We start from the raw sequence: 22,215 nt of genomic DNA, 5'->3' as shown, positions 1-22,215 counted from the left end.
GACAGCGCGTGACTGCACTGAACTCGCTACACACACTCTGGCTGACGGAAACCGTGCGGCTGCGTGAAGAACACGCCGGCAACCTCGAAGACCAGGAAGCCAACCGCCTGGCCCGCACGGCCGGAGGCGACCTGCCGACGCGCATTCAACGACGCGCCTTGCACCTGGCCGAGCGCGATGGCTTGGTGGCGGCCCTGACCCGCTGGTTGCAAGGCGCGCGCCTGGCGCTGGTGCTGCTGGCGATACTCGCGGTGGTCAGCGGTGCCGCCCTGGCGTTTGCCGCGCTGGGTAACGGATTGGCGCCAGTGAACGTGTTCTGGGCGCTGGGCAGCCTGCTCGGCTTGAACCTGATTCTGCTGATCAGCTGGGCATTGGGCCTGCTATTGGCCGGCGAACATAGCGCCAGCCTCGGGCGCCTGTGGCTGTGGCTCAGCGAAAAATTCGCACGCGATGCCAAGGCCGCGCAATTGGCCCCGGCCCTGTTACTGCTGTTGCAACGGCAGAAGCTCAATCGCTGGGCCGTAGGCGTCCTGGTCAACAGCCTCTGGCTGCTGGCATTGCTCAGTGCGCTGGTGATTCTTCTGACATTGCTTGCCACACGCCGCTACGGCTTTGTGTGGGAAACCACTATCCTCGGCGCCGATACCTTCGTCGCTGTGACACAAGCGCTGGGTACCTTGCCTGCCCTGCTCGGCTTCAACGTGCCAAGCGCCGAGATGATCCGCGCCAGCGGGGATGCAGCCGTGAATATCGAGCGTGCGCGCCAGGCCTGGGCAGCGTGGCTGGTCGGCGTGCTGCTGGTTTACGGCCTGCTGCCTCGCCTGATCCTCGCCCTGCTCTGCCTGTGGCGCTGGAAACGCGGACGCGCCGCCCTGCGCCTAGACCTCAACCTGCCCGGCTACAGCCAACTGCGCGAGCGCCTGATGCCAAGCAGCGAGCGTCTTGGGGTTAATGACGCCGCGCCCGATCACTTGCATGCCGTCATCGGCGGCGTCAGTGAACAGGACAGCAATGGCGCCCTGCTGGTGGCCATCGAACTGGACGGTCAGCACCCCTGGCCGCCCAAACTACCGGCCAACGTGAGTAACGCCGGTATTCTCGACAGCCGCGAATCGCGCCACAAACTGCTGGAACAACTCACGCGCTTCCCACCTGCGCGCCTGGCCATTGCCTGCGACCCACGGCGCTCGCCGGATCGCGGCAGCCTGGCGCTGATCGCCGAACTGGCTCGCAGCGCCAGCGCCGCCCGCGTCTGGCTGTTGCAGGCGCCACCCGGCCAGGCGCTGGACGCCGAACGCCTGGGCGATTGGCACAACGCGCTGCAACAGCTCGAGCTTCCCTTCGCCGACTGCGCACCGTTGAACTGGCTGGAGACCGGTCATGACTAAGCCGTTGAAACTCGCCGTGGTCGGCCACACCAACGTCGGCAAGACCTCGCTGTTGCGTACCCTGACCCGCGATGTGGGCTTCGGCGAAGTATCCCATCGCCCCAGCACCACGCGGCATGTCGAAGGCGCGCGCCTGTCGGTGGACGGTGAAGCCTTGCTGGAGTTGTACGACACGCCCGGTCTGGAAGACGCCATCGCCCTGCTCGATTACCTGGAGCGCCTGGACCGCCCTGGCGAACGGCTTGACGGCCCGGCGCGCCTGGCGCGCTTCCTGGAGGGCAGTGAAGCGCGCCAGCGGTTCGAACAGGAGGCCAAGGTGCTGCGCCAACTGCAGGCCTCGGACGCCGGCTTGTACGTGATCGATGCCCGCGAACCGGTGCTCGCCAAATACCGCGACGAACTGCAGGTGCTGGCCAGTTGCGGCAAGCCGTTGTTGCCGATACTCAACTTCGTCAGCAGCAGCGACCACCGCGAGCCGGACTGGCGTGAAGCCCTGGCACGCCTCGGCCTGCATGCGCTGGTGCGTTTTGACAGCGTCGCGCCGCCCGAAGACGGCGAACGGCGCTTGTATGAAAGCCTCGCCCTGCTGCTGGAAAACGCCCGGCCGCAGTTAGAAAGGCTGGTTCTTGACCAGGAGGCTCAACGCCAGGCCCGCCAGCAAAGCGCCGCGCGGTTGATCGCCGAGCTGCTGATCGACTGCGCCGCGTGCCGACGCAGCGTGGTCACCGAGGACGAGCACAACGCAATCGGCGAACTGCGCAAGGCTATGCGTCAACGCGAACAAAAGTGTGTGGACGCCTTGCTCAAACTCTTCGGGTTCCGCCCGCAGGATGCCGCCGCCAGTGATTTGCCGTTGCTGGACGGGCGCTGGGGCGACGACCTGTTCAACCCCGAAACCCTCAAGCAACTCGGCGTGCGCGTCGGCGGCGGGATCGCTGCCGGTGCGGCGGCCGGTGCGGGTGTGGATCTGCTGGTCGGCGGCCTGACCCTCGGCGCCGCCGCCCTGGCCGGTGCGATTGCCGGAGGCGCGCTGCAAACCGCACGCAGCTATGGCAACCGCTTGATGGGCAAGCTCAAGGGTCACCGCGAGCTGACCGTGGACGACAGCGTGCTGCGCCTGCTCGCCCTGCGCCAACGCCAGTTGCTCAAGGCCCTCAACCTGCGCGGCCATGCGGCGATGCACAGCATCAAAGTGGACACACCCCAGGACAAAACCTGGCGCGAGGGCAAACTGCCCGACGCCCTGCATAAGGCCCGCGCCCACCCGCAATGGTCGTCCCTCAACCCCCACGCCAGACTGAGCCAGGCCGAGCGCCAGGAACAGATCGACGCCCTCGCCGAGCGCCTCGATCAGGACTGAGCCGTCAGCAACCGCCGTGCCTTGGCCTTGAGCCATTCAAGGTCGAGCGGCGGCACATTGGGCTGCTTGGCCATCTCATCCCAATGCCGCAGACGCACACTCACCACGCAGAGCGGGTCCTGTTCGAAGGCCCGGGCCTCGACCGCACTCATCATGCCGCCCTGGTAAGCCAGGGTGCGGCGGCTGGCCTCGCTCAGGCGTGCGTAATAATCCGGCTGGCTGAAGGTCAGGTAACGCTTGGCCTGGACGTGATACTCCACAAGCCTGGCCAGGCGTTCGCTGAAGCCGGCTCGGCGCAGGTAATCCGCCCCCAGCCGCTCATGGCTGACCACGCCGTAACCGCCCATGCTCTCGGCACGTTGATCACAAAGATGGCCGATATCATGAAAGAACGCCGCTAATACCACTTCGTCATCGACGCCTTCGGCGAGGGCCTGCTGCGCGGCCTGGGACATATGCTCGAGCTGCGACACCGGTTCGCCGATGTATTCCACCGCGCCGTGCTGTTCGTACAGGCCGAACACGTCGGCAATCGTCTGCTCCGGGCTACTCACGCCTCACCCCACAGCGCCGCAACGTTGCGCTCGCCCAGCGCCGGCCCCACGCTCATGCCCACGCCGGTGTGCATCAACGCCGCGCTGACCCCGGGCGCCGCCCGTACGAAGGAAAACGGTCCTGGCCCGCGCGCGCCATAGACCCCCTGCCAGCGCTCGACTACCTGAATTGCACAACCCAGGGTCTGCTCGGCCAGTTCAATCATCCAGTTGTCCACCTGTTCGCCGTTGAAGGGTGACGCATCCCGGCCGTAATCATGGGAATCGCCGATGATCAGCTCACCATAAGGCGTGGGGCTGATCAGCAGATGAATGCCATGCTCGTGCAGGTGCGGCGCATCGCGCAGGATCTGCGCCTGCACCGCCGCCGCTTCCGGCAGATCGGCGAACGCGCCGTAATGCACGCAACTGAGGCCCGTGAGCAAAGCATGTTGCAGGTTCAGATTCAGCGCTGGTCGCGCCCGTAGCATTTGCAGGCGGCAGATACTCGGGTTGAGTTCGGCCAGCGCTTCGGCCAGCAGGGTTTGGTAATCATGGCCGGAACAGACGATGATCTGTTCGCCGCGAAAGCTGCCCGCTGTGCTGTGCACGTGGCCCGGCTCAACGTCGCGCACCAGCGTAGAAAAGTGAAATTCCACCTTCAGTTCGCGGCGAAGATAGTCGATCAACGCCGGGAGAGCTTCCCGCGAATGCAGTTGCTGGTCGTCGCGACCGTGCAGCGCGGCCCGGTGATGACGGAACTGGCCGCCGTACAGATCGCGCATTGCCGCGCCCTGCAGCAGCTCCACGTTGTACCCGTGTTCCTGCGCGCGCCCGGCGCAGAACGCTTCCAGCAGGTGTTCTTCCGCTTCGGTGCGGGCGAACAGGTAAGCGCCGTTGCGCTTGAGCGGCAGGCCCGCCACCTGGGCCCAATGCCCCCAGATGTCACGGCTTTGCCGCGCCAGGTCGAGCATCGGCCCAGGCGGCTGGCCGGTAACCAGGGCCTGGCCGAAGTTACGTACCGAGGCGCCCAGGGGCGTGGTGCTGCGTTCGAACACCTTGACCTTGAGCCCACGCTTGGCGGCGGCGTAGGCGTGGGACAGGCCGAGGATGCCGGCGCCGACAATTAACAGATCACTGCTCATGCGTTCCTCTCGTTCCCACACTCTGTGGGAATGCATCCAGTGACGCTCTGCGTCACTCATTTAACAGCGGACGCGGAGCGTCCAGGGCAGCATTCCCACGAGGAGCGTGGGAACGATCATTACTGACCGGCGACCTTCTCCGACTTACCGTCATAGCGCTTGCGCCATTCGGTCAGGATGCTGTCGCGGTTTTTCGAGGCCCAGGCGAAGTCGTTCTTGATCAAGCGTTGCTCGTAGTCGGCCGGCAACTCGGTCTGCGGCTTGGCGATACCTGGCTGGGCGAGTACCGCAAAGTTGTCCTTGTACAGCTCCATGGCTGCGGGGCTGGCGGAGAAGTCGGCGAGTTTTTTCGCCGCCTCGGCGTGGGCGGTGCCTTTCATCACGGCGGTGGCTTCGATGTCCCAGCCCAGGCCTTCTTTGGGCAGGATGATGTCCAGCGGCGCCCCTTGGCGTTTGAGCTGGACCGCCGGGTACTCAAACGAAATACCGATCGGGAATTCACCGGAAGCCGCCAACTTGCACGGCTTGGAACCGGAGTGGACGTACTGGCCGATGTTCTGGTGCAGGTCATCCATGTACTGCCAGCCCTGCTTCTCGCCGAAGGTTTGCAACCAGGCACTCACGTCAAGGAAACCGGTGCCGGACGACGCCGGGTTGGGCATCACGATCTTGCCCTTGTATTCAGGTTTGGTCAGGTCCTGCCAGCTCACCGGTTTGGTCAGGCCCTGCTTCTCGGCTTCGACGGTATTGAAACAGATCGTCGCGGCCCAGACGTCCATGCCGACCCACGCGGGCGGATTGGCAGGGTCGCGGTAATTCTTGCCGATCTTGTCCAAATCCTTCGGCGCATAGTTGTCCAGCATGCCCTGCTGCTCGAGGATCGCCAGGCTCGAGGCGGCCAGGCCCCACACCACGTCAGCCTGCGGGCGATCTTTTTCAGCCAGCAGCTTGGCGGTGATGATCCCGGTGGAGTCGCGTACCCATTTGATCTCGATATCGGGGTTGGCCTGCTCGAAGGCTTTTTTATAGGTCTTCAACTGCTCGGCTTCGAGGGCCGTGTACACGGTGAGGTCGGTCTTGGCGAAGGCATTCAGGCTGAATGCGGTGAGTACGGCAGCGACCAGCGCCAGGGGCTTGAACATAAGGAACCTCCTTCAGGGTTGTTTATTGGCCGGGCGCGGTCTGGCGCCAGGCTTGGGAGCGACGCAAGGCGCCGCGTGACGCCCACGCCAGCAGCAGCGAGACGCCGCCCGAGGTGAACAGGATCAAAGTGGACATGGCCGCCGCGCCGCCTACATTGCCGGCGTCGTCCATGTTCAACACGGCAACGGCGGCGAGAATGGTGTCGGGGCTGTAGAGGAAGATCGCGGCGGACACGGTGGTCATCGCCGACACGAATAAATAGCGCAGGATGTCCAGCAGCGCCGGCAGGCAGATCGGTACCGTGACTTTCAAGTAATGGCGATACAGCGGCGCCTTGAGCGACAGCGCGGCGGCTTCAAACTCAGCGTCCAACTGGCGCAGCGCGGTAGTAGCGGTCATCTGTGCGGTGGTCAAATAGTGAGCAATGGTGCACACCACCAACAGGGTCATGGTCCCGTAGAACACATGCAGCGGGTTGCCGTTGAGGTTGAAAAAGAACACGTAGCCCAAACCCAGCACCAACCCCGGCACCGCCATCGGAATGAAACTGAGCATGCGCAACGTCAGATTGAGGTGCTTCTGGCCCTTGGTCTTTTCCATCAGGTAGGCACCGGTGAAAATCAGCACGCTGCCGATCAATGCCGTACACAGCGCCAGGGCCAGGCTGTTGCGATACGCCAGCCAACCGCCGCCGGCGGTGTCCTCGAACTGGTAGTGGCTGAGGGACAGCGACAGGTTGTACGGCCAGAATTTCACCAGCGAGGAGTACACCGCCATGCCGAACACCAGCAGCAGCACTGCGCAGATCAGCAGCACGATGACCAGGTAGCAGGCGTCTCTCAAGCGCGACGGCGCCGGACGAAAGACTTGGGCGCGACCGCTCATGGCATCGCCGTGACGGCGGCGCAGCCAGGCGTCCACAGCGAAGCTGAACAGCGCCGGCAGCAGCAGGACCATGCCGATCAATGCACCGCGACCGAACTGCTGCTGGCCGACCACCGCCTTGTACGCCTCCAGCGCCAGTACCTGATAATCGCCGCCAACCACCACAGGCACGCCGAAATCGGTGATGGTCAGGGTGAACACCAGGCAGAACGCGGCGAACACGGCCTGGCGCGTGGCCGGCCAGGTAATGCTGCGAAACGCCCGGGCCGGGCTGGCACCCATACTCGATGCGGCATCGAACAGGCGCGCATCCGCCAGCGAGAGCGCCGACAGCAAAATCATCAGCGCGTGTGGGAAGGTGTAGATCACTTCGCCGAGCACGATGCCCCAGAAGCCGTAGATATTATCCGCGAGCATCCCGCGCAGCAGACCCTGGTTGCCGAACAGGTATACCAGCGCGATGCCCGGCAACATCGAGGGCGCCATCAATGGCAGCAATGACAGGCCGCGCCAGATCGCTTTGCCGGGAATCAATGTACGTTGCAGCGCGTAGGCAAACAGGTAGGCCAGCGGTACGACGATGGCCGCCACGCTGAGGGAGACTTTCAGGCTATTGCCCAACAACCAGTGGAAGTTGGCGCTGGTCACCAGTTCACGTGCAGCGACAAAACCGCCGCCCTGCCCGGCCTCGTTGCTGAAACCACGCCAGAAGATTGCCAGCAACGGCAGCAACACCGCGACACTCAGCAGGCCCAGCCACAGCCATTTGCCGCCGACCACAAAAATGCGGTCGCCCCAGTCGGCACGGGAAACCTGACGCGTTGCAGGCACACTCATTACTACGGCCATCTCAGGCAAACACCTGCAGGCTGCGCGGCGGCAAGGCTACCCAGATGTCCTGGGCACCCAGGCGCGGCATAGCTTCGGGGGCGAGTTCGGCCAGCAGCGGATGACCGGGCAAGTGCTCCAGCTCAAAACTCATGCGGCATCGGTTGCCCAGAAAGGTGATTTCGCGGACCTTGGCCGGGAACAGGTTCTCCTCGTGCACGGGAGGGTTGACGCTGATCGCTTCCGGGCGACAGAACAGGCGACCGGACTTGGCTCTACCGGCATCATCGGCCAGGCGCATAGTCAGCCCGCCGACCTGGGCATGGCTGATGCTGTTACGACTGAACGGCAGCCAGTTGCCCTGGCCGACAAACTCCGCCACGAACGGCGTGGCCGGACGGTCATAGATTTCCTGGGGCGTGGCGTATTGCTCGACCTTACCGTTGTGCATCACGGCGATGCGATCGGCCATCAACATGGCTTCGTCCTGGTTGTGGGTCACCATCAGCGTGGTGATGCCCAAGCGCCGTTGCAGTTGGCGCAGTTCGGTGCACAAGTGCTCGCGCACCCGGGCGTCGAGGGCCGACATCGGCTCATCCAGCAACAGCAGCGACGGCGCCGGCGCCAGGGCACGGGCCAGGGCGACCCGCTGTTGCTGGCCGCCGGAAAGCTGGCCGGGGTACTTCTTTTCGCTGCCGAGCAGGCCCACCAGTTCCAGCATTTGACCGACGCGCTGGCGCACTTCGTCGCGGCCGCTGCCGGTGAGGCCGTAGCCGATGTTCGCTTCGACGGTCAGGTTGGGAAACAGCGCGTAGGACTGGAACAGAATGCCGTAGTCCCGTGCCTGGGGCGGCAGCACGGAGACGTCACGGCCGCCCAGGTAAAGCTCGCCACTGTCCTGGCGCTCCAGGCCGGCGATGCAGCGCAACAAGGTGGTCTTGCCGCAGCCGGACGGGCCCAGCAGGCACACCAGCTCGCCGGCGGCGACATCCAGGGAGACGTTGTCCAACGCCGTAAAGGCGCCGAAGCGCTTCTGGATGCCGCGCACCTTCATCGGCGCGCCGGGTTGGGTCAGGGCTGTGTTCATGGTGGCACCTCATCAAACGGATGAAGGCCATGCTAGGCAGGCAATGCGTCGCTCTTGTGGCAGGAAGGCAAAGCGCGGCGATAGTGGTATTCGCAGATTTGTGTAGGACGCATATCGCCAATCGGGGGCAAGCCCCCTCCCACACTTGAAGCCGTTCACAATTCAACTGTGGGAGGGGGCTTGCCCCCGATTGGCCCCCAAAGCCACTACAAGGCTTCAGATCGGCGACATCTCCTGCGCCAACCCCAAAAACGCCGCCGGCAGGCGAGCGCCTTTTCGTTCTTTGAGGCAGTACAGATACTCCGGAATCTGCGGCGCATGCTCGAGGGTCAGCACCTTCAACTGCGGGTCATGGGGCACTTCCTGGCGGGCGATGATGCTGATGCCGATATTGCGCAGCACCGCCTCGCGGATCGATTCGCGGCTGCCGATTTCCAGCAGCGGGCCGTAGCTCACGCCAGCCCCGCGCAGCATGTCTTCGGTCAGGCGCCGCGTGGTGGAACCCACCTCGCGCATCAACAGCGTGTGTCCGGCGAGCGCGCTCAACGGCACATGATCGAGTTTGGCCAGGGGGTGGTTGCGATGCACCGCCAGTACCAGCGGATCGGTGCCGAGGACGCGGCGGATCAGACGTGGGTCGTCGAGCAGCTGTGAGGACGCCGCCACATCGACGCGGTAATCATCCAGCGCTTCGAGCACTTGCTGCGAGTTGCCGATTTCCACCGACACCTCCACCTGCGGCAGGCGTTCGCGGAACGCTTTGACCAGATCAAGGATGTAATAAGGTGCCGTCGCGGCAATACGCAGGGCGCCCTGGACCTGACCATTGTTACGCAGGAAAAACTCGATATCGGCTTCCTGCTGCAACAGCGTCTTGACCATCGGCAGCAACCGCGCGCCTTCGTCGCTGACGGTGAGGCGGCGCCCGCCGCGATAGAACAGCTCGACGCCGTATTGGCTTTCCAGGTTGCGGATCTGGGTAGTGACCGTGGGCTGGCTCAGGCCGAGTTTTTTCGCCGCCTGGGTGATGCTGCCCAGGCGGGCGACCATAAAAAACGCCTTCAGCTCGGCACTCAGCACACCACCCTCTCTTGTCTATTTGCGCAACAGGCGCAGGCCATTGAACACCACCAGCAGGCTTACGCCCATGTCGGCGAACACCGCCATCCACATGGTGGCCATACCCATGAACGTCACCGCGAGGAAGATCGCCTTGATCACCAACGCCAGGGCGATGTTCTGCTTGAGGATACTCGACGTTTGTCGCGACAACCGAATGAATGCCGGAATCTTGCGCAAATCGTCATCCATCAAGGCCACGTCGGCGGTCTCGATGGCAGTGTCGGTGCCGGCGGCGGCCATGGCAAAGCCGATCTCGGCGCGCGCCAGGGCCGGGGCGTCGTTGATGCCGTCGCCGACCATGCCCACTCGACGGCCCTGGGCGTAGAGGGTTTCGATGGCGTGAAGTTTGTCGGTGGGCAACAGGTCGCCCTGGGCCTGATCGATGCCCACCTGCGCAGCGATTGCCTGGGCGGTGTGGGTGTTGTCGCCGGTGAGCATCAGGGTCTTGATGCCCAATTCATGCAACTGCTCGATGGCTTCACGGCTGCTGTCCTTGACCGTGTCGGCCACCGCGAACAGTGCCAGCGGGCCGGATTTATCGAGCAGCAGCACCACGGACTTACCTTGTTTTTCCAGGGCAAACAGCTTTTCTTCCAACTGCGGCGAACACAGGCCAAGGTCTTCCACCAGGCGGTGGTTACCCAGGTGGTAGGTTTGGCCATTGATGTCCCCGCGCACGCCCCGGCCGGCCAAGGCCTCGAAGTTATCCACAACATGGGTCGGCAGGTTTTTATCCACAGCCGCGTTGGCGATCGCCAGGGACACCGGGTGATCGGAACGCCCCGCCAGGCTGGCGGCCAGGGCCGGCGCGCTGTCCTCGAGGGTTGGGAACAGCGCCAGGTAGTCGGTTTGCACCGGTTTGCCGTGGGTGATCGTGCCGGTCTTGTCGAGGGCCAGGTAATCAAGTTTGTAACCACCCTCCAGGTACACGCCGCCCTTGATCAGGATGCCTTTGCGCGCCGCAGCGGCCAGGCCGCTGACGATGGTCACCGGTGTGGAGATCACCAATGCACACGGGCACGCGACCACCAGCAGCACCAGCGCGCGGTAGATCCAGTCGAACCAGACGCCGGCCATGAACAGTGGAGGAATCACCGCCACACCGAGGGCAAACAGGAACACAGCCGGGGTGTAGAGCTTCGAAAAGCGGTCCACAAAGCGCTGCGTCGGCGCCCGTGCGCCCTGGGCCTGCTCCACCGCGTGGATGATCCGCGCCAGGGTGGAGTTGTTGGCTGCCGCCGTGACCTTGTACTCCAGAGAGCCTGCCTGGTTGATGGTGCCGGCGAAGACTTTATCGCCCACGGTCTTTTCAATCGGCAGGCTTTCACCGGTAATCGGCGCCTGATCGATAGTGGATTGACCCGCAGTGACTTCACCGTCCAGGCCGATACGCTCGCCGGGCTTAACCCGCACGACAGCGCCCAGTTCGATACTTTTCACCTCCTGTTCGGTCCAACTGCCGTCAGACTGCTGCACGGTGGCCCGTTCCGGGGTCATCTGCATCAAACCGCTGATGGCGTTGCGCGCGCGATCCAGGGACTTCGCCTCGATCAGTTCGGCCACGGTAAACAGGAACATCACCATGGCCGCTTCCGGCCACTGGCCAATCAGTACCGCGCCGGTGACGGCGATGCTCATCAGGGCGTTGATATTCAGGTTGAGGTTTTTCAGGGCGATCCAGCCCTTTTTATAGGTGCCGAGGCCGCCGCTGAAGATCGACACCAGCGCCACCAGAGCAATCACCCAGGTCGGCGCGGCATTAGTGAAGTGCAGCACTTCGGCGCCCAACGCCCCAAGACCCGACACGGCCAACGGCCACCAATGCTTCTTGGCCGGGGGGGCAGCGGCAGGCACGCCCTCTTCGATGGGGTCGGCCTGCATGCCAAGGGATTTGATCGCGTCAATGATCGGCGCGGTGCTCGGCAGGTCATGGGTGACGCCGAGGATACGGTTGATCAGGTTGAATTCCAGCTGCTGCACACCGGCGAGCTTGCCCAGTTTGTTCTGGATCAGCGTTTGCTCGGTGGGGCAGTCCATGGCCTCGATACGGAAGGTGCTCAGGTGCGCGCCGGCGGTGGGTGCTTCACTCAGTTGCACCACCGCAGGGGCCGGGGTGGCGGAGCAGCAGGAGCCGCCATGCCCGTGGTTATGCACGGGCGTCAGCTTCTGCTCGCCATGGTCATGGTCATGGTCGTGTTTATGTGGGGTGTGAATGGAATCGCTCATCAGGTCGCGTCCGTAAGGTGCCTGTTGCCAAGTAAAGACCCTGTAGCCACTATAGGGTCAAGCATCCATTTTGGAGATTGCGCCAATGAAGATCGGCGAACTGGCGAAACTTACCGACTGCCCGGTGGAAACCATCCGTTACTACGAGAAGGAAGGCCTGCTGCCGCCCCCGGCACGTACCAACGCCAACTACCGCGTGTACACCCAGGCGCACACAGAGCGGCTGATCTTTATTCGCAACTGCCGCAGCCTCGACATGACCCTGGAAGAAATCCGCAGCCTGCTCAGCCTGCGCGATAGCCCCCAGGACCAGTGCGAAAGCGTCAATGCGTTGATCGACGAGCATATCCAGCATGTGAAAGCACGCATCGATGGGTTGCTGGCCTTGCAGGAGCAATTGCTGGATCTGCGCCAGCGGTGTGGGGGTGGGGATCACTGCGGGATTTTGCAGCGATTGGAGGTCAACGGCGGGGTAGCCGCCAGCGAGGCCGAGCCCTCACATGTAGGCAGGAGCCACGGGCACTGACTCAAGCGAACACTGTTCAACTGTGGGAGGGCAAGCCCCTCCCACATTGGACAGCGTCAGGCTCTAGATAGCCACGTCGGCCTTAATGCTCGGATCGGCCTCGTAGCCTACGATTTCGAAGTCTTCGAATTTATAGTCGTAGATCGATTCGGGCTTACGCTTGATCACCAGCTCCGGCAGCTTCTTCGGCGTACGCGCCAGTTGGGTCCGGATCTGTTCCATATGGTTGCTATAGGCATGGGTGTCGCCGGTGGTGACGATGATCTCGTGGGGAATCAGGTCACACTGTTGAGCCAGCATATGGGTCAGCAGCGCCAGCGCGGCGGTGTTGTACGGCAGGCCGAGGAATACGTCGGAGCTGCGGATATACAACTGCATCGACAGGTGGCCGTCATGCACGAATGCCTGGTACAGCAGGTGGCACGGCGGCAGGGCCTGTTTGCCGTTGCGCGCGTTCTCCTGGGGGCTTTGGGTTTCGTCAGGCAGGTACTCGACGTTCCAGCCATGGAACAGAATACGGCGGCTATTGGGGTTGGTCTTGAGCGTGTGCACCATGTAGTCGATCTGGTTGATCGTACCGCCGTCCTTGGTCGGCCAGGCGGTCCACTGCTCGCCGTAGACCGGGCCCAGGTCGCCGTCTTCGGTGGCCCATTCGTCCCAGATGCGCACGCCGTTTTCGTTGAGCCACTTGATGTTGGTGTTACCGCTCAACATCCAGATCAGCTCGTTGGCGATGCTCTTGAAGTGCAGCTTCTTGGTGGTCAACAGCGGGAAACCGTCGGCCAGGTTGTGCCGAAACTGCCGGGCGAACACGGCCTTGGTGCCGGTGCCGGTACGGTCGCCCTTGGTCAGGCCATTGGTCACGACGTCGTTCAGTAGTTCGAGGTATTGCTTCATGTGGGTACCCGTATCGTTGAAGCCTGGGCTCTTCGCGGTCGAGCCCAGGCATTCGAATTTAAAGCGCGGTGTTCTTCAGCGGTTGCGGACGGTTATACGCCCACCACAACAGGCCCAGACCGACGAGAATCATCGGCATGCTGAGCACCTGCCCCATGGTCAGCCAGCCCCACGCCAGGTAACCCAGCTGCGCATCCGGCACCCGTACGAATTCGACGATGAACCGGAAGATCCCGTAGAACAGCGCGAACATGCCGGACACGGCCATGGTCGGGCGCGGTTTGCGCGAGAAGATATACAGAATGAGGAACAGTGCCACACCTTCCAGGGCGAACTGGTACAGCTGCGACGGATGGCGCGGCAACTGGGCAGGGTCGCTGAACGGCGGGAACACCATGGCCCACGGCACGTCGGTCGGCTTGCCCCACAACTCGGCATTGATGAAGTTACCGATACGCCCGGCGCCCAGGCCGATCGGCACCAGCGGCGCGACGAAGTCCATCAGTTCGAAGAACGACTTGCCGTTGCGACGGCCAAACCACCAGGCGGCGATCATCACACCGATGAAGCCGCCATGGAACGCCATGCCACCCTTCCACACCTCGAAGATCAGCATTGGGTTGGCGATGTACGCCGAGAGATCGTAAAACAGCACATACCCCAGGCGCCCGCCGACGATCACCCCCATCGACAACCAGAACACCATGTCGGAGAGCTTCTCCTTGGTCCAGGTCGGGTCGAAACGGTTCAGGCGCCGGGACGCCAGCAGCCAGGCGCCGCCGATGCCGATCAGGTACATCAAGCCGTACCAGTGGATTTTCAGCGGACCGATGGCCAGGGCCACCGGGTCGATCTGCGGGTAAGGCAGCATTGCGACTCCTCGTTAAAACATTCGTTATGGCGACCGGACCATGCCCGGGCGCGATTAAGCGTGCGTTACAGCAAAAAATTCAAACCGACACAAAACAGCAAACCGGCGAACAGACGCTTGAGCAAACGCGGCGACAAGCGATGCGCCAACCGTGCACCGAAGCGCGCAAATACCATGCTCGTCAGGGCAATGCCCAGCAGCGCCGGCAAATACACGAAGCCCAGACTATGAGCGGGCAACAGCGGGTCGTGCCAGCCCAGAATCATGAAACTTAATGCACTGGCCAGCGCAATCGGCAGGCCGCAGGCCGACGAAGTGGCTACCGCCTGCTGCATCGGCACGCTGCGCCAGGTCAGAAACGGCACGGTCAGTGAGCCGCCGCCAATCCCGAAAATCGCCGAGGCCCAGCCAATAACAGTGCCGGCGAGGGTCAGCCCAACCTTGCCCGGCACCGTTCGACTGGCCTTCGGCTTCATGTCCAGGGCCAGTTGCAGTGCCACCAGCAGGGCAAATACACCGATGATCTTCTGCAGGTGCGGCCCGGAAATCGCTTCGGCGGTCAGCGCACCGAAGCCGGCGCCGATCAGGATGCCCACGGTCATCCACACGAAGATCGGCCAGCGCACCGCGCCACGCCGATGGTGCTCGCGCACAGCGTTGACCGAGGTAAAGATGATGGTCGCCAGGGACGTGCCCACGGCCAGGTGCGTCAGTACCTGCGGGTCGAAGCCCTGCAAGGTGAAGCTGAACACCAGCACCGGCACGATGATGATCCCGCCTCCCACGCCGAACAGCCCGGCGAGCACACCCGCACAGGCGCCGAGCACCAGATACAGTAGAAATTCCATGGGAGCCCTCGAAACAAGTCCGGCATGTTAACGGATGGAAGGCATGCGACCCAACTGGATACGATGGAACGCCTCTGCTTGAGTCAGTAGAGTGACAAAAAACACAAAAGGGATCGCCTGATGTGCCTGATTGTTTTCGCCTGGCGGCCGGGCCACGCCCAGCCGTTGATCGTCGCGGCCAACCGTGATGAGTTCTATGCCCGCCCCACGCTGCCGCTGGCGCAGTGGCCGGATATGCCCCATGTGTACGCCGGCCGCGATCAGGAAGCCGGCGGCACCTGGCTGGGGATCAGCGCCGAAGGCCGGTTTGCGGCCCTGACCAATATTCGCGACCCGTACCAGCCGCCCGCACGCAGGTCCCGTGGGGAACTGGTGGCGCGGTTTCTCAGTGGTTCGCTACCGATTGATGAATATTTGGCCGATGTTAACGGCAGATCGATTGAATACGCCGGGTTTAACCTGCTGGTGGGCACGCGGGATGAGTTGTGGCACTACAACGCCAACCACACTGAGCCAACGCAACTGGAAGCCGGGGTCTATGGGCTTTCAAATGCCGGGCTGGATACACCGTGGCCGAAGTTGCTCAAGGCCAAGGCGGCGTTGAGCGAGGTGTTGGCAGACCCGCAGCCGGAAACGTTGCTGGGGATTTTAAGCGACCCGCAGACGGCGCCGTTTGCCGAGTTACCGGATACCGGCGTGGGGTTGGCGACTGAAAGCCTGTTATCCAGCGTGTTTATCGCCAGCCCTGCTTATGGGACCCGAGCCAGTACGGCGCTGATTGTGAATGCCGATGGGACGCGGCGGATGGTGGAGCGTAGTTTTGGGCCGCTGGGTGGGCGACTGGGTGAAGTAGAGCTCAGAATTTAGCGGCATGATCGTTCCCACGTGTGGGAACGATCAGTTATAAGGTCTTGGCAGAAGCCGGATTGATCATCCGCGTCAGGCCCAGGTTTTTCAGGGCCAATTGCAGCGAGCTGTGGATAACTTGCGGGTTGTCGATGGTCATCACCTCCGCCAGCAGATCCTTGGCCATGCTCAGGTTGACCTGGCGCAGCAGCCACTTCACTTTCGGCAGGTTGGTGGCGTTCATCGACAGACTGTCAAAGCCCATCGCCATCAACAACACCGCCGCCGCCGGGTCGCCGGCCATTTCACCGCAGATACTCACCGGTTTGCCTTCGGCGTGGGCGTCGCGCACCACATGTTGCAGGGCTTGCAGCACCGCCGGGTGCAGGTAGTCGTACAGGTCGGCCACCCGGGGGTTGTTGCGGTCCACGGCCAGCAAGTACTGAGTCAGGTCGTTGGAACCCACCGACAGGAAGTCCACCTGCCGCGCCAGCTCCTTAGCCTGGTATACGGCCGCCGGGATTTCGATCATCACCCCAATCGGCGGCATCGGCACGTCGGCGCCTTCGTCGCGCACTTCACCCCAGGCCCGGTGGATCAGGTGCAACGCTTCTTCCAGCTCATGGGTGCCGGAAATCATCGGCAACAGGATGCGCAGGTTGTTCAGGCCCTCGCTGGCCTTGAGCATGGCGCGGGTCTGTACCAGGAAAATCTCGGGATGGTCGAGGGTCACGCGGATACCGCGCCAGCCCAGGAACGGGTTGTCTTCCTTGATCGGGAAGTACGACAGCGATTTGTCGCCGCCAATGTCCAGGCTGCGCATGGTCACCGGCAGCGGGTGGAAGGCCGACAACTGCTCGCGATAGATCGCCAGCTGTTCCTTCTCGCTCGGGAAACGCTGGTTGATCATGAACGGCACTTCGGTGCGGTACAGCCCCACGCCTTCGGCGCCTCGCTGCTGCGCGCGGGCCACATCGGCCAGCAGGCCGGTGTTGACCAGCAAAGGCACGCGGTGACCGTCGAGTGTTACGCACGGCAACTCACGCAACGAATCGAGGCCCAGCGCCAGCTGCTTCTCTTCTTCCACCACCTCGGCATATTGCTTGCGCAGTACTTCGCTGGGGTTGGTAAAGACTTCACCGCGATGGCCGTCGACGATCATATCGATGCCGTCGACCTTGGAATACGGCAGGTCCACCAGGCCCATCACTGTCGGAATGCCCATGGCGCGGGCCAGGATCGCGACGTGGGAGTTACCCGAACCGAGTACCGACACCAGGCCCACCAGTTTGCCTTCAGGCACTTCGCCGAGCATGGTGGCGGTCAGTTCTTCACTGATCAGGATGGTGTTGTCGGGGTAGACCAGGTTGGTGCTGCGGTCTTCCTGCAGATAGGCCAGCAGACGGCGACCCAGATCGCGCACATCCGAGGCGCGCTCGCGCAGGTAGGCGTCGTCCATCATTTCAAAACGGTTGACGTGATCGCTGACCACCTGGCGCAAGGCGCCCTGGGCCCACTGGCCGGTCTTGATCACGGTCTTGACTTCGTTCCCGAGGGACGCGTCGTCAAGCATCATCTGGTACACCTCGAACAACGCGCGCTCTTCGGGGCGCAGTTGGGTGGCCAGTTTGTTCGACAGGTTGCGCATGTCGGCGCGCACGCCTTCGAGGGCGGTCTTGAACAGTTTGATTTCAGCGTCGATGTCGCTGATGGTCTTGTCCGGCACCACGTCGAGATCGGCCGGCGGCAGCATGACCACCGCGGTACCCACGGCGGCGCCTGGCGAGCCCGGCACGCCGACGAACTTGGCTTCCTGGATGCCCTTGCCCTGGCGACCCAGGCCACGGATGGAGCCGGTGGCCTCGGCGTGGGCGATAACCCCGGCCAGTTGCGCGCTCATGGTCACGAGGAAGGCTTCTTCACCCTCGTCGAACTGGCGGCGTTCTTTCTGTTGGATGACCAGCACGCCGACAACGCGGCGGTGGTGGATGATCGGCGCCCCAAGGAACGAGGCGTAGCGCTCTTCGCCGGTTTCGGCAAAGTAACGATAACGCGGGTGATCGGCCGCGTTTTCAAGGTTCAGGGGTTCTTCACGCGTCCCTACCAGGCCAACCAGACCTTCATTGGGCGCCATGCTGACCTTGCCGATGGAGCGCTTGTTCAAGCCCTCGGTGGCCATCAGCACAAAACGGTTGGTCTCTGGATCCAGCAGGTAAACCGAGCAGACCTGGCTGCCCATGGCTTCCTTGACGCGCAACACAATAATCCCCAACGCCGCCTTGAGATCCTTGGCGGAGTTAACTTCCTGGACGATCTTGCGCAGCGTATTGAGCATGGCTCGGGGTCGAACTCCGTCGTCAGTCGCGCGCTAAAAGGCGCGGGGCAAGCTCTTTGAGAGCGCGACGATAAACTTCGCGCTTGAATGTCACCACCTGGCCCAACGGGTACCAATAACTGACCCAACGCCAGCCATCGAACTCCGGTTTACCGGTCAAATCCATCCGCACCCGCTGCTCGTTGGAGATCAGGCGCAGGAGAAACCATTTCTGCTTCTGGCCGATGCACAGCGGTTGGCTGTGGGTACGCACCAGGCGTTGCGGCAAACGATAGCGCAACCAGCCACGGGTACAGGCCAAAATCTGCACATCTTCACGCTCAAGGCCGACTTCTTCGTTCAACTCACGGTACAAGGCGTCTTCAGGGGTTTCGTCGGGGTTGATTCCGCCCTGAGGAAACTGCCAGGCATCTTGGTTGATTCGGCGAGCCCATAGCACCTGTCCGGCATCATTCGTAAGAATAATCCCGACATTAGGACGGAAACCATCGGGGTCGATCACGGCAACAACCTCGCAAACGCATGTCGCCGCATTGTTCCACAAAGCTTGCGCAAGCGGCAACGAGGCTTCTTAGCTTATGTGCACTCTTGTGAAAAGACCGTATTCTGGACGCCTTTTTACAGACATTTCAGCGAGTAACTGCAATGCGCCTGGCTTTATTCGACTTGGACAACACCCTGCTTGGCGGTGACAGCGACCATGCGTGGGGCGATTACCTGTGCGAACGCGGGATTCTCGACGCGGTGGCCTATAAGGCCCGCAACGACGAGTTCTATCAGGATTACCTGGCCGGCCGCCTGGACAACGCCGCCTACCTGAACTTTTGCCTGGAGATCCTCGGCCGCACCGAGATGGCCCAGCTGGACGAATGGCATAACGACTATATGCGCGACTGCATCGAGCCGATCATGCTGCCACGAGCCTCAGAATTGCTGGCCAAGCACCGCGAAGCCGGCGACAAGCTGGTGATCATCACCGCCACCAACCGCTTCGTCACCGCGCCGATTGCCGCACGCCTGGGCGTAGACACCCTGATCGCCACTGAATGCGAGATGGAAAACGGCCGCTATACCGGACGCAGCACGGACGTGCCGTGTTTCCGGGAAGGCAAGGTCACGCGTTTGAATCGTTGGCTGGAGGAGACCGGGCATAGCCTGGAAGGCAGTTACTTCTATAGCGACTCGATGAACGACTTGCCGCTGTTGGAGCAAGTGGAGAACCCGGTGGCGGTCGACCCGGACCCCAATTTACGCGCCGAAGCCGAGAAGCGGGGTTGGCCGGTGATTACCCTGCGTAGCTGAGGGTGCTATCGGAGCAAGCCCCTCCCACATTTGACCGAGTTCGTGTGGGAGGGGGCTTGCCCCCGATGCAGGCGACACGGCCCAAGCGTTAAACCGGCTTGGCCCCCATCAACCCAGCAATCGCCACAAACCCCACCAGGCTGACCACCGCCAGCACCAGGGTGAAATTCAGGCTGCCGCCCTCGCCTTTGCGCAGCCGGTTGAGGCGCGCCACCAGCCAGAACCAGGCCAGCGCCGCCACGGTGTAGAGCAGGCTGGAGCCCAGTATCCACGTCTGCCCCAGCGGCCAGCCCACCAAGTGCACCAGCCACCAGCCGGTAAACGGCATGCTGAGCAGGCAGACTCCCATCAGCAACCACACGAACGCCCAGGGGCGCCGGACGACGACGGCCGGGCCGGCGCTGCGGTTGCGCCAGGCCAGCAGCGCCAGGCCCAGGCCACACAGCAGCAGCACCACAGTGGCGGCGATGTGGACAGTCTTGAGGGTGATCAGGGTATCCATGGATCGTCTTCCTTAAAGGTCGCCCAATCAGCGTAGTCGCTCAACCGAGGAACAGTGTGTAGGCCGGGTTATCGCTTTCATCCCAGTACGGGTAGCCGATTTGCGCCAGGGCCGCCGGAACCAGGTGACGTTCGTCCGCCGGTACTTGCAGGCCGGCGACCACACGACCATCGGCCGCGCCATGGTTGCGATAGTGGAACATCGAGATGTTCCAGCGACCGCCCAGTTTATTGAGAAAGTTGAACAACGCCCCCGGCCGTTCCGGAAACTCGAAACGCAGGACCATTTCGTCGCTGACCTTGGCCGCATGCCCGCCGACCATATGGCGGATGTGCAACTTGGCCAGTTCGTTCTCGGTCAGGTCCAGCACCGGAAAACCCTGCTGGGTGAGGCTGGCGATCAATGCGCTGCGCGGGTCGCTGTCCGGGTGGGTCTGCACGCCGACAAAGATGTGCGCCTCGCTGCCGGTGTGGTAGCGGTAGTTGAATTCGGTGATCTGGCGCTTGCCCACGGCCTCGCAGAACGCCTTGAAGCTGCCCGGCTGTTCGGGAATGGTCACGGCGATAATGGCTTCGCGGCCTTCACCCAACTCGGCGCGCTCGGCCACGTGACGCAGGCGGTCGAAGTTGACGTTGGCGCCGGAATCAATGGCCACCAGGGTCTGGCCACTGACGCCACGGGTTTCCACGTATTTCTTGATGCCCGCCACGCCCAGCGCGCCGGCCGGCTCGGTGATGGAGCGGGTGTCATCGTAGATGTCCTTGATCGCCGCGCAGATTTCGTCAGTGCTCACGGTGATCACTTCATCCACATAGTCCTTGCAGATTTCGAACGTGTGCTGACCGATCTGCGCCACCGCCACGCCATCGGCAAACAGGCCCACGGTCGGCAGCACCACGCGCTCGCCCGCTGCCATCGCGGCTTGCAGGCAGTTGGAGTCATCCGGCTCGACGCCGATGATCTTGATTTCCGGGCGCAGATATTTCACGTATGCCGCGATACCGGCGATCAGGCCGCCGCCGCCCACCGGGACGAAAATCGCATCCAGCGGGCCAGGGTGCTGGCGCAGGATCTCCATCGCCACGGTGCCCTGCCCGGCAATGGTGTGCGGATCGTCGTAGGGGTGAATGTAGACGTAGCCTTTTTCGTCGACCAGCTTGAGCGAATAGGCCAGGGCTTCCGGAAACGAATCGCCGTGCAATACCACTTTACCGCCGCGCGAGCGTACGCCTTCAACCTTGATCTCCGGGGTGGTCTTGGGCATCACGATAGTGGCCTTGACCCCCAGCACTTTCGCCGCCAGGGCCAGGCCCTGGGCGTGGTTACCCGCCGAGGCGGTGACCACACCGCGCGCACGTTCTTCGGCGCTCAGTTGGGTCAGCTTGTTGTAGGCGCCGCGAATCTTGAACGAGAACACCGGCTGCAAGTCTTCCCGCTTGAGCCAGACCTTGTTGCCCAAGCGCTCGGAGAGCTGGCGGGCGGTCTGCAACGGGGTTTCTACGGCCACGTCGTAGACGCGCGAGGTGAGGATCTTTTTGACGTACTGTTCAAGCATCGGAAAGCATCACTGGGCGGGTTGGGCAGGGCCAAGGAGTCTAACCCGGCTTTTAGCCGTACGACCACACGAATCCCGAGGTTTTGTTGGGGTATACTCGCCGCCCTCGATCACTCCCCGCCCGTTCCGGAGCCCGCATGACCCAGGATCAACTCAAACAGGCAGTGGCCCAGGCCGCCGTCGATTTAATCCTTCCCAAACTCGACGACAAGAGCATCGTCGGCGTCGGCACCGGCTCCACCGCCAACTGCTTTATCGATGCGCTGGCCCAGCACAAGGGCGCGTTCGACGGCGCCGTGGCCAGCTCCGAAGCCACCGCCGCGCGCCTCAAGGGCCACGGCATTCCGGTGTATGAGCTCAATACCGTGAGCGACCTGGAGTTCTACATCGATGGCGCCGATGAAAGCGACGAGCACCTGCACCTGATCAAAGGCGGCGGCGCAGCCCTGACCCGCGAGAAGATTGTCGCGGCCGTGGCCAAGACCTTCATCTGCATCGCCGATGCCAGCAAACTGGTGCCGGTGCTCGGCACATTCCCGCTGCCGGTGGAAGTTATCCCCATGGCCCGCAGCCACGTAGCCCGCGAACTGGTGAAGCTGGGCGGCGACCCGGTGTACCGCGAAGGCGTATTGACCGACAACGGCAACATCATCCTCGATGTGTTCAACATGCAGATCACCAACCCGGTCGAGCTGGAAACCCGGATCAACGCCATCGTCGGCGTAGTCACCAACGGCCTGTTCGCCGCGCGGCCAGCGGATGTGTTGCTGCTGGGCACGCCCGAAGGTGTGAAGACCCTCAAGGCTTAAGCATCGG

Annotated in this window: 20 protein-coding genes; 6 read left to right on the top strand and 14 right to left on the bottom strand. The window is 62.8% G+C overall.

What is annotated here, in order from left to right:
* The first annotated feature begins 8 nt into the window (after positions 1 to 8).
* Both G7025_RS02965 and G7025_RS02960 read left to right on the top strand, forming a co-directional pair.
* Positions 9 to 1,388, top strand: coding sequence for a DUF2868 domain-containing protein (locus G7025_RS02965; RefSeq protein ID WP_181076484.1), 1,380 nt, complete (start codon positions 9 to 11; stop codon positions 1,386 to 1,388).
* Positions 1,381 to 2,748 carry a DUF3482 domain-containing protein gene (locus G7025_RS02960; RefSeq protein WP_181076483.1) on the top strand — a complete coding sequence of 456 codons (1,368 nt, stop codon included), beginning with the start codon at positions 1,381 to 1,383 and terminating at the stop codon, positions 2,746 to 2,748. The genes G7025_RS02965 and G7025_RS02960 overlap by 8 nt, the downstream gene beginning before the upstream one ends.
* On the opposite strand, the gene G7025_RS02955 is transcribed toward G7025_RS02960, so the two are convergent.
* The 7 genes from G7025_RS02955 to G7025_RS02925 all read right to left on the bottom strand — a co-directional run bounded on the left by G7025_RS02955 (position 2,739) and on the right by G7025_RS02925 (position 11,717).
* Positions 2,739 to 3,302: a phosphonate degradation HD-domain oxygenase gene (locus G7025_RS02955; protein ID WP_181076481.1), complete on the bottom strand. Its 564-nt coding sequence runs from the start codon at positions 3,300 to 3,302 to the stop codon at positions 2,739 to 2,741. The two genes, G7025_RS02960 and G7025_RS02955, sit on opposite strands and share 10 nt — an antisense overlap.
* Entirely contained in the window at positions 3,299 to 4,426 is a 1,128-nt protein-coding gene (locus G7025_RS02950; RefSeq protein ID WP_181076480.1) for a TIGR03364 family FAD-dependent oxidoreductase, read from the bottom strand. The genes G7025_RS02955 and G7025_RS02950 overlap by 4 nt, the downstream gene beginning before the upstream one ends.
* Positions 4,427 to 4,545: 119 nt before the next feature.
* On the bottom strand, positions 4,546 to 5,568 hold the full coding sequence (locus G7025_RS02945) for a putative 2-aminoethylphosphonate ABC transporter substrate-binding protein (RefSeq protein WP_181076478.1): 1,023 nt from the start codon (positions 5,566 to 5,568) through the stop codon (positions 4,546 to 4,548).
* Between the two features lie 22 nt (positions 5,569 to 5,590).
* Positions 5,591 to 7,303 carry a putative 2-aminoethylphosphonate ABC transporter permease subunit gene (locus G7025_RS02940; protein ID WP_181076477.1) on the bottom strand — a complete coding sequence of 571 codons (1,713 nt, stop codon included), beginning with the start codon at positions 7,301 to 7,303 and terminating at the stop codon, positions 5,591 to 5,593.
* A 1-nt stretch (position 7,304) separates the two neighbouring features.
* Complete coding sequence (locus G7025_RS02935) at positions 7,305 to 8,369, bottom strand: putative 2-aminoethylphosphonate ABC transporter ATP-binding protein (RefSeq protein WP_181076475.1); 1,065 nt, start codon at positions 8,367 to 8,369, stop codon at positions 7,305 to 7,307.
* 216 nt (positions 8,370 to 8,585) lie between these two features.
* A complete protein-coding gene (locus G7025_RS02930) occupies positions 8,586 to 9,449 on the bottom strand; it encodes a LysR family transcriptional regulator (RefSeq protein ID WP_181076473.1) in 864 nt (287 codons plus the stop codon).
* Positions 9,450 to 9,464: 15 nt separating this feature from the next.
* Positions 9,465 to 11,717, bottom strand: coding sequence for a heavy metal translocating P-type ATPase (locus G7025_RS02925; protein WP_181076472.1), 2,253 nt, complete (start codon positions 11,715 to 11,717; stop codon positions 9,465 to 9,467).
* Positions 11,718 to 11,802: 85 nt separating this feature from the next.
* Between G7025_RS02925 and cadR the strand changes: the two genes are divergently transcribed.
* Positions 11,803 to 12,243 (top strand): Cd(II)/Pb(II)-responsive transcriptional regulator, encoded by a 441-nt coding sequence (cadR, locus tag G7025_RS02920; protein ID WP_181076470.1) that lies wholly within the window; start codon positions 11,803 to 11,805, stop codon positions 12,241 to 12,243.
* 63 nt (positions 12,244 to 12,306) lie between these two features.
* Here the strand turns inward: cadR and G7025_RS02915 are convergent, their stop codons facing one another.
* From G7025_RS02915 to G7025_RS02905, 3 genes are all read right to left on the bottom strand, one after another.
* Positions 12,307 to 13,140 carry a thymidylate synthase gene (locus G7025_RS02915; RefSeq protein WP_181076469.1) on the bottom strand — a complete coding sequence of 278 codons (834 nt, stop codon included), beginning with the start codon at positions 13,138 to 13,140 and terminating at the stop codon, positions 12,307 to 12,309.
* A gap of 58 nt (positions 13,141 to 13,198) precedes the next feature.
* Positions 13,199 to 14,011, bottom strand: a complete 813-nt coding sequence (lgt, locus tag G7025_RS02910) for a prolipoprotein diacylglyceryl transferase (protein WP_181076467.1) — start codon at positions 14,009 to 14,011, stop codon at positions 13,199 to 13,201.
* 65 nt (positions 14,012 to 14,076) lie between these two features.
* Entirely contained in the window at positions 14,077 to 14,859 is a 783-nt protein-coding gene (locus tag G7025_RS02905) for a sulfite exporter TauE/SafE family protein (RefSeq protein WP_181076465.1), read from the bottom strand.
* A gap of 120 nt (positions 14,860 to 14,979) precedes the next feature.
* Here G7025_RS02905 and G7025_RS02900 point away from each other — a divergent pair, with 120 nt between their 5' ends.
* A complete protein-coding gene (locus G7025_RS02900) occupies positions 14,980 to 15,726 on the top strand; it encodes an NRDE family protein (RefSeq protein WP_181076463.1) in 747 nt (248 codons plus the stop codon).
* Between the two features lie 34 nt (positions 15,727 to 15,760).
* On the opposite strand, the gene ptsP is transcribed toward G7025_RS02900, so the two are convergent.
* Together ptsP and G7025_RS02890 are read right to left on the bottom strand one after the other, a co-directional pair.
* Complete coding sequence (gene ptsP / locus G7025_RS02895) at positions 15,761 to 18,040, bottom strand: phosphoenolpyruvate--protein phosphotransferase (RefSeq protein WP_181076462.1); 2,280 nt, start codon at positions 18,038 to 18,040, stop codon at positions 15,761 to 15,763.
* Positions 18,041 to 18,062: 22 nt separating this feature from the next.
* Positions 18,063 to 18,542 carry an RNA pyrophosphohydrolase gene (locus G7025_RS02890; RefSeq protein WP_003176750.1) on the bottom strand — a complete coding sequence of 160 codons (480 nt, stop codon included), beginning with the start codon at positions 18,540 to 18,542 and terminating at the stop codon, positions 18,063 to 18,065.
* A 143-nt stretch (positions 18,543 to 18,685) separates the two neighbouring features.
* Between G7025_RS02890 and G7025_RS02885 the strand changes: the two genes are divergently transcribed.
* A complete protein-coding gene (locus tag G7025_RS02885) occupies positions 18,686 to 19,342 on the top strand; it encodes a histidinol-phosphatase (protein ID WP_181076460.1) in 657 nt (218 codons plus the stop codon).
* A gap of 88 nt (positions 19,343 to 19,430) precedes the next feature.
* Here the strand turns inward: G7025_RS02885 and G7025_RS02880 are convergent, their stop codons facing one another.
* Together G7025_RS02880 and ilvA are read right to left on the bottom strand one after the other, a co-directional pair.
* Complete coding sequence (locus G7025_RS02880; protein WP_181076459.1) at positions 19,431 to 19,844, bottom strand: DUF2269 family protein; 414 nt, start codon at positions 19,842 to 19,844, stop codon at positions 19,431 to 19,433.
* Between the two features lie 40 nt (positions 19,845 to 19,884).
* On the bottom strand, positions 19,885 to 21,399 hold the full coding sequence (gene ilvA / locus G7025_RS02875) for a threonine ammonia-lyase, biosynthetic (protein ID WP_181076457.1): 1,515 nt from the start codon (positions 21,397 to 21,399) through the stop codon (positions 19,885 to 19,887).
* Between the two features lie 137 nt (positions 21,400 to 21,536).
* Between ilvA and rpiA the strand changes: the two genes are divergently transcribed.
* A complete protein-coding gene (rpiA, locus tag G7025_RS02870) occupies positions 21,537 to 22,208 on the top strand; it encodes a ribose-5-phosphate isomerase RpiA (protein ID WP_181076455.1) in 672 nt (223 codons plus the stop codon).
* The last annotated feature ends 7 nt before the right edge of the window (positions 22,209 to 22,215 follow it).

The sequence above is a fragment of the Pseudomonas lurida genome (assembly GCF_013522705.1).
GTDB classification, from domain to species: Bacteria; Pseudomonadota; Gammaproteobacteria; order Pseudomonadales; family Pseudomonadaceae; genus Aquipseudomonas; species Aquipseudomonas quebecensis.
This window is presented reverse-complemented; position numbering and strand designations above follow the sequence as displayed.

Excerpts from the sequence above, each read along its gene's own strand:
- G7025_RS02960 (WP_181076483.1), top strand. The coding sequence starts at position 1,381 with ATGACTAAGCCGTTGAAACTCGCCGTGGTCGGCCACACCAACGTCGGC.
- rpiA (WP_181076455.1), top strand. The coding sequence starts at position 21,537 with ATGACCCAGGATCAACTCAAACAGGCAGTGGCCCAGGCCGCCGTCGAT.
- G7025_RS02950 (WP_181076480.1), bottom strand. The coding sequence starts at position 4,426 with ATGAGCAGTGATCTGTTAATTGTCGGCGCCGGCATCCTCGGCCTGTCC.
- G7025_RS02905 (WP_181076465.1), bottom strand. The coding sequence starts at position 14,859 with ATGGAATTTCTACTGTATCTGGTGCTCGGCGCCTGTGCGGGTGTGCTC.
- cadR (WP_181076470.1), top strand. The coding sequence starts at position 11,803 with ATGAAGATCGGCGAACTGGCGAAACTTACCGACTGCCCGGTGGAAACC.
- G7025_RS02915 (WP_181076469.1), bottom strand. The coding sequence starts at position 13,140 with ATGAAGCAATACCTCGAACTACTGAACGACGTCGTGACCAATGGCCTG.
- G7025_RS02945 (WP_181076478.1), bottom strand. The coding sequence starts at position 5,568 with ATGTTCAAGCCCCTGGCGCTGGTCGCTGCCGTACTCACCGCATTCAGC.
- G7025_RS02900 (WP_181076463.1), top strand. The coding sequence starts at position 14,980 with ATGTGCCTGATTGTTTTCGCCTGGCGGCCGGGCCACGCCCAGCCGTTG.
- ilvA (WP_181076457.1), bottom strand. The coding sequence starts at position 21,399 with ATGCTTGAACAGTACGTCAAAAAGATCCTCACCTCGCGCGTCTACGAC.
- G7025_RS02925 (WP_181076472.1), bottom strand. The coding sequence starts at position 11,717 with ATGAGCGATTCCATTCACACCCCACATAAACACGACCATGACCATGAC.
- lgt (WP_181076467.1), bottom strand. The coding sequence starts at position 14,011 with ATGCTGCCTTACCCGCAGATCGACCCGGTGGCCCTGGCCATCGGTCCG.
- G7025_RS02880 (WP_181076459.1), bottom strand. The coding sequence starts at position 19,844 with ATGGATACCCTGATCACCCTCAAGACTGTCCACATCGCCGCCACTGTG.
- G7025_RS02885 (WP_181076460.1), top strand. The coding sequence starts at position 18,686 with ATGCGCCTGGCTTTATTCGACTTGGACAACACCCTGCTTGGCGGTGAC.
- G7025_RS02940 (WP_181076477.1), bottom strand. The coding sequence starts at position 7,303 with ATGGCCGTAGTAATGAGTGTGCCTGCAACGCGTCAGGTTTCCCGTGCC.
- G7025_RS02935 (WP_181076475.1), bottom strand. The coding sequence starts at position 8,369 with ATGAACACAGCCCTGACCCAACCCGGCGCGCCGATGAAGGTGCGCGGC.
- ptsP (WP_181076462.1), bottom strand. The coding sequence starts at position 18,040 with ATGCTCAATACGCTGCGCAAGATCGTCCAGGAAGTTAACTCCGCCAAG.